The organism is Microbacterium sp. SCN 71-21, assembly GCF_001725695.1.
Lineage (GTDB): Bacteria > Actinomycetota > Actinomycetes > Actinomycetales > Microbacteriaceae > Microbacterium > Microbacterium ginsengisoli.
Genome location: NZ_MEGA01000113.1, coordinates 1 through 5,699, shown reverse-complemented (window position 1 = coordinate 5,699; position 5,699 = coordinate 1). Strand labels below are relative to the sequence as shown.

General features: G+C 68.9%; 6 protein-coding genes. 2 read left to right on the top strand and 4 right to left on the bottom strand.

All coding sequences use genetic code 11. The features are described from left to right. On the bottom strand, nt 1-218 hold a 218-nt coding region (locus tag ABT08_RS12650; RefSeq protein WP_288115182.1), incomplete at its 3' end, for an AzlC family ABC transporter permease. A 57-nt stretch (nt 219-275) separates the two neighbouring features. Here ABT08_RS12650 and ABT08_RS12645 point away from each other — a divergent pair. After that, the gene (locus ABT08_RS12645; protein ID WP_045246960.1) at nt 276-626 is read left to right on the top strand and encodes a DUF2200 domain-containing protein; all 351 of its coding nucleotides are present in this window, start codon (nt 276-278) and stop codon (nt 624-626) included. An 18-nt stretch (nt 627-644) separates the two neighbouring features. On the opposite strand, the gene typA is transcribed toward ABT08_RS12645, so the two are convergent. Both typA and ABT08_RS12635 read right to left on the bottom strand, forming a co-directional pair. Further along, nucleotides 645-2,555, bottom strand: coding sequence for a translational GTPase TypA (typA, locus tag ABT08_RS12640; protein ID WP_045246959.1), 1,911 nt, complete (start codon nt 2,553-2,555; stop codon nt 645-647). Between the two features lie 86 nt (nt 2,556-2,641). After that, nucleotides 2,642-4,402 (bottom strand): ABC transporter ATP-binding protein, encoded by a 1,761-nt coding sequence (locus ABT08_RS12635; RefSeq protein WP_288115180.1) that lies wholly within the window; start codon nt 4,400-4,402, stop codon nt 2,642-2,644. Nucleotides 4,403-4,479: 77 nt separating this feature from the next. Between ABT08_RS12635 and ABT08_RS12630 the strand changes: the two genes are divergently transcribed. Continuing rightward, nucleotides 4,480-5,106 carry a PH domain-containing protein gene (locus tag ABT08_RS12630; RefSeq protein WP_288115179.1) on the top strand — a complete coding sequence of 209 codons (627 nt, stop codon included), beginning with the start codon at nt 4,480-4,482 and terminating at the stop codon, nt 5,104-5,106. Nucleotides 5,107-5,111: 5 nt separating this feature from the next. Here the strand turns inward: ABT08_RS12630 and ABT08_RS12625 are convergent. Then, nucleotides 5,112-5,699: ABC transporter permease (locus tag ABT08_RS12625; protein ID WP_288115178.1), on the bottom strand; the 588-nt coding region annotated here is incomplete at its 5' end.

Below are 5,699 nucleotides of genomic sequence, written 5' to 3'. Positions count from 1 at the left end.
GCGGCGAGCCCGCCGGCGGCGATCACGCCGATGAACGCGAACTGCGACCCTCCGGTGAACATGAGCAGGCTCAGCACGCACGTCTGCCAGATGTCGAGTCCCGATGCCGTCGCGAGCGCTCCGAACGAGACGCCGTACGCGCTCGTGGCGAGTGCGACCGCGAGCCCCTGCCGCCATGCGCGCCGATGCTCGAGCGCGGATGCATCGGGGTCGGGCACCCGCCGAGCCTATCGGCGCGGGTGCGCGCAGCCGGGCATACAGCTACCCTTCCCGACATGGAGCACCGGATCTTCGATACCACTGTCGCGTCGGTCTACCCCTTGTATCAGGCGAAGCTCGAACGGAAGGGACGCACCCGGGAGGAGCTCGATGCCGTCACGACCTGGTTGACCGGATTCGACGACGACGCCCTCGCAACTCGACTGACCGGAGGCGCCACATTCCGCGAGTTCTTCGACGACGCCCGGCTGCCCGACGAGGTCGAACTCATCACCGGAGTCGTGTGCGGCGTTCGCGTCGAGACGATCGAGGACCCCCTCATGCAGAAGATCCGGTACCTCGACAAGCTCGTCGACGAGCTCGCCCGCGGAAAGGCGCTCGAGAAGGTGCTGCGGTCCGCATCCTGAGACGCGGACCGCACCGACTCACGCGTTCGCGTCCTGGCGCTTCAGCCGTGCTGTGGCACGACCGCGCTCGGTCGCGTCCAGCACGACCTTGCGGATGCGCACCTTCTCGGGCGTGACCTCGACGCATTCGTCGTCGCGGGCGAACTCCAGGCTCTCCTCGAGGGAGAGCGTGCGCGGCGGCGTCATCGACTCGAACGTGTCGGCCGTGGAGGAGCGCATGTTGGTGAGCTTCTTCTCCTTGGTGATGTTGACGTCCATGTCGTCGCTGCGCGAGTTCTCGCCGATGACCATGCCCTCGTAGACCTCGTCCTGCGGCAGCACGAAGAAGCTCATGCGCTCCTGCAGCGCGATGATCGCGAACGGCGTGACGACGCCCGCACGGTCGGCGACGATCGAGCCGTTCTGACGCGTCACGATGTGACCCGCCCACGGCTCATAGCCGTGCGAGATCGCGTTGGCGATGCCCGTGCCGCGGGTCGTCGTCAGGAACTCGGTGCGGAATCCGATCAGGCCGCGGGACGGCACGACGAACTCCATGCGCACCCACCCGGTGCCGTGGTTCGTCATCGTCTCCATGCGTCCCTTGCGGGCCGCGAGAAGCTGCGTGATCGCGCCGAGGTACTCCTCCGGCGCGTCGATCGTGAGGTGCTCGAACGGCTCGTGCACCGTGCCGTCGATCTTGCGCGTGACCACCTGAGGCTTGCCCACCGTGAGCTCGAAGCCCTCGCGACGCATGTTCTCCACGAGGATCGCGAGCGCGAGCTCGCCGCGGCCCTGCACCTCCCAGGCATCCGGCCGGCCGATGTCGACGACCTTGAGCGACACGTTTCCGATGAGCTCGCGGTCGAGGCGGTCCTTCACCATGCGTGCCGTGAGCTTGTGGCCCTTCACCTTGCCGACGAGGGGCGAGGTGTTGGTGCCGATCGTCATCGAGATGGCGGGGTCATCGACCGTGATGGCCGGCAGCGGGCGCACATCTTCGGGATCGGCGATCGTCTCTCCGATCGTGATCTCCTCGATGCCCGCGATCGCGACGATGTCACCGGGGCCGGCGGACTCCGCCGGGAAGCGCTCGAGCGCCTTCGTCTTCAGCAGCTCGGTGATGCGCGCGTTGGAGTGCGTGCCGTCGTGGCGCACCCAGGCGACCGTCTGCCCCTTCTTCAGCGTGCCGTTGAACACGCGCAGCAGCGCGAGACGGCCGAGGAACGGGCTCGAGTCGAGGTTGGTGACCCACGCCTGCAGCGGGGCCTCGTCGTCGTACGACGGTGCCGGCACGTGCTCGAGGATCGCGGCGAACAGCGGCTCGAGGTCGTCGTTGTCGGGGAGCTCGCCGTTGGCGGGACGGTTCTGGGATGCCGCACCCGCACGACCCGACGCGTAGACCACCGGCACGTCCAGCAGTGCGTCGACATCGAGATCGGGCACATCGTCGACGAGGTCGCTCGCGAGTCCGAGGAGAAGGTCGTGACTCTCCTCCTCCACCTCGGCGATGCGGGCATCGGGACGGTCGGTCTTGTTGACGAGCAGGATGACCGGAAGCTTCGCCTCGAGGGCCTTGCGCAGCACGAAGCGCGTCTGGGGCAGCGGTCCCTCACTCGCATCGACCAGCAGCACCACGCCGTCGACCATCGACAGTCCGCGCTCGACCTCACCGCCGAAGTCGGCGTGGCCGGGGGTGTCGATCACGTTGATCGTGACCGGCTCTTCGGTGTGGATGCCGTTGTAAGTGATCGCGGTGTTCTTCGCGAGGATGGTGATGCCCTTCTCGCGCTCGAGGTCGTTCGAGTCCATCGCGCGCTCTTCGACGTGCGCGTGCTCGCCGAACGATCCGGTCTGACGGAGCATCGCGTCCACGAGCGTCGTCTTGCCGTGGTCGACGTGCGCGACGATGGCCACGTTGCGGAGGTCGGGACGGAGGGCGTGCGCCATGAAGGGTTCCTTGCGAAGAGGGGGACGGCCCGGATCCGGACCGCCCCCCATCCTACCGTCTGGCGGCTCCGCGCCGCCTGAGGCGCTTAGGGGGCGTCCGGGTTGTCGAGACCGAGGGCCGCGAGACGAAGCTCCCGACGCGCGTGCTGCACCTCGGGGTCGGGAACCGGCACCGCGGCCAGGAGGCGCTGCGTGTACGCCTCCTGCGGGTAGCGCAGGATCTGCTCACGGGTGCCGACCTCGACGATCTCGCCCCGACGCATCACCGCGATGCGGTCGGCGAGGGCGTCGATGACAGCCAGGTCGTGCGTGACGAAGAGGCACGCGAAGCCCTTCTCGCGCTGCAGCTCGCGCAGCAGCTCGAGCACCGTCGCCTGCACCGAGACATCCAGCGCACTGGTCGGCTCGTCGGCGACCAGCAGCTTCGGGTCGAGCGCGAGGGCGCGCGCGATGCCCACGCGCTGCTTCTGACCGCCCGAGAGCTCGTGCGGGAACCGGGACGAGTAGGCCAGCGGCAGTCGCACCGAGTCGAGGAGCTGCGACACACGTGTGTCGAGAGCCTTGCCCTTGAGACCCTGCGAGAGTCGGATCGGCTCGGCGATGGAGTCGCCGATCGTCATTCGCGGATTGAGCGAGCTCGACGGGTCCTGGAACACGATGCCCACGTTGTGGTGCACCTTGCGGATCGCGTCGCGGGTGGGCGTGGAGAGGTCGACTCCGGTGACAGTCAACCGCCCGGAGTGCACCGGGAGCAGGCCGATCGTGGCACGGCCGATCGTGGTCTTCCCGGAGCCCGACTCACCCACGAGACCCAGCACCTCGCCCTGGCGGATCTCGAGCGAGATCTTGTCGGCGGCGCGGAAGGCAGGAACGCGGCCGCGCTTCGGGTACTCGATCGCGACATCCTCGAACTTCACGACGACAGCGCGCTCGACAAGCGGGTCGGCGGCCGCGGCATCCGCGTCGATATCGCCGGCGTCGACATCCTCGAGGGTTGCCGTGATGTCGATGGCCTCCGATGCGCTCGAGCCTTCACCCAGACGCGGCACCGCGTCGAGGAGTGCCTGCGTGTACGGATGCTTCGGGGCCGCGAAGACCTCGGCGACCGTGCCGGTCTCGACGACGTCGCCCGAGCGCATCACGATCATGCGGTCGGCCATGTCGGCGACGACTCCCATGTCGTGGGTGATGAGCAGGATCGCGGTGCCCAGGCGCTCCTGCAGCGACCGCATGAGCTCGAGGATCTCCGCCTGCACCGTCACGTCGAGAGCCGTCGTCGGCTCGTCCGCGATGAGCAGCACCGGGTCGCACGAGATCGACTGGGCGATCATGGCGCGCTGGCGCTGACCGCCGGAGAGCTGGTGGGGGTACGAGGCGAAGGCCTTCTCGGGGTCGGGGAGCTCGACGAGGGTGAGCAGCTCGACAGCGCGGGTGCGGGCCTCCGACGGCGACAGGTGGAAGTGCTGGCGCAGCGTCTCGACGATCTGCGAGCCGACGGTGAGAACCGGGTTCAGCGCCGTCATCGGCTCCTGGAAGATCATCGCGACCTGACGCCCGCGCACCTGCTGCAGCTGGCTGGGGCGCAGCCCCACGATCTCGCGGCCGCGCAGCTTCGCGCTTCCCGCCACTCGAGAGTTGTTGGGCAGGAGGCCGAGCAGCGCCATCGAGCTCACGCTCTTGCCGGAGCCGGACTCGCCGACGATGGCGAGCACCTCTCCGGTGGCGACCTTGTACGAGACCTTCTTGGCCGCGGGCACCCAGACCCCGTCGACGCCGAAGTCCACCGAGAGGTCGTTGACCTCGAGGACCACCTCGCCGGGGGTGAAGCTGTGCGTCGTGGCGTTCATGATGCGGATCCTTCCGGGATCTCGGTGGCGTCGTGGCGACCCGGTTCGGTCGCCGACGCGGATGGGAGGATGAAGCTGTGGATGAGCGCGACACCCTGGTATTCCGACCGACCACGAGCATCGTGCTGTCGGTGAGCGGCTGGGCCCTCATCGGACTGGGAGGGGCGACAGCCGTCGGCTACGCGATCGCGCTCGGGGAGCCCCATCGCCTGTGGGCGCTCGTGCCGGTCGCGCTGCTCGCGCTGCTGGTGTGGGAACTCTTCTGGCGCCCGCGGGTGGTCGTGACGGACGCGGATGTCACCCTCGTGAACCCGTTCCACACCGTGACGGTCGCCTGGAGCAGCCTGATCGATGTCGACACGCGCTTCGCGCTGACCCTCGTCACCCCGCAGCGTCGCTACCGCGCCGCAGCCGCTCCGGCGCCGGGACCCCTCACGCGTCCGATCACCGGCGCCGCCAGCGCCCACCCGGCGATCGGACCGGCCGATCGCGACGGCGGACGACGCGCGTCGTCGACGCTCGGGACCGACTCGGGCGACCTCGCGGTGATCGTGCGCGACCGCTGGATGCGCCTGGCCGAAGCGGAACGGATCCCGCTCGGCCGGGCCGACGCACAGCGCGCGCGAGTACGCATTCACCTGGCGAGCCTGGCGACCGTCGTGGCGCTGCTCACCGCGAGCCTGCCCGCGATCGCTCTGGCCTGAACGGATCACCTCAGCTCGACCTCGGCCTCGACCTCGGCGGGCACGTCCTGCACCGGGGCCTCCTTGGTGCGACGCCGCGAGAACCGACGGCTGCGCGGGTCGAAGGCCTCCCGCAGGGCATCGCCGAAGATGTTCGCCGACAGCGCGAGCGCCACGATGAAGAACGCCGGCCACCAGAACAGCCACGGCCGCACCGCGAACGCCGACTGGTTCGCCCCGATGAGCAGACCGAGCGATACATCAGGAGAGCGGATGCCGTAGCCGAGCAGCGAGATCGCCGACTCGAGCAGGATGGCGGCCGCGGCCAGCAGCGACGCCGAGACGATGATGACACCGGTCGCGTTGGGCAGGATGTGACGGAAGATGATGCGGGCGTCGGATGCCCCGGCAACCCGAGCCGCCTCGACGAACTCGCGCTCGCGCAGCGAGAGGAACTCACCGCGCACGAGACGGGCGATGACCATCCAGCTCACGGCGCCGAGCATGACGCCGAGGATCCACACGCCGACAGCGCCCGCGTAGTTTCCGACGACCGCGGCGAGCACGATGGCGGGGATGACGATGAAGACATCCGTGATGCGCATGAGCACCGC